This window comes from Paraburkholderia sp. SIMBA_030 (assembly GCF_046535245.1).
GTDB lineage: Bacteria > Pseudomonadota > Gammaproteobacteria > Burkholderiales > Burkholderiaceae > Paraburkholderia.
In genome coordinates this window covers 1-244 of sequence record NZ_JAWRXB010001383.1, presented here as the reverse complement: position 1 = coordinate 244, position 244 = coordinate 1, and the positions used below count along the sequence as shown (strand labels likewise).

The window sequence follows — 244 nt, the reverse complement described above, 5'->3', positions numbered from 1 at the left end:
ATGCTCGATCAGCGCCTGCTGCACGCGCTCGCGGTGACAGCGCTCAGCTATTCGTCCGGGCGGCACCTGACCTTCTATCAGGCGAGCGAGCCGATTCAGGCCTGGCGGCGCGCCCAGCGCACGGCGCGCATGGTGGCGCTCACGCCCGAGCATCTGCTGGCGTCGGCGGCGATTCCGTATGTGTTTCCCGCCGTGCGCCTCGAACTCGACGGTCATCACGAATATTTCGGCGACGGTTCGATCC

Annotated in this window: 1 pseudogene; it reads left to right on the top strand. The window is 66.8% G+C overall.

Annotated elements, in window-relative coordinates:
* Positions 1–244 (top strand): annotated as a pseudogene (locus SB772_RS44570) (patatin-like phospholipase family protein); the annotation flags it as partial.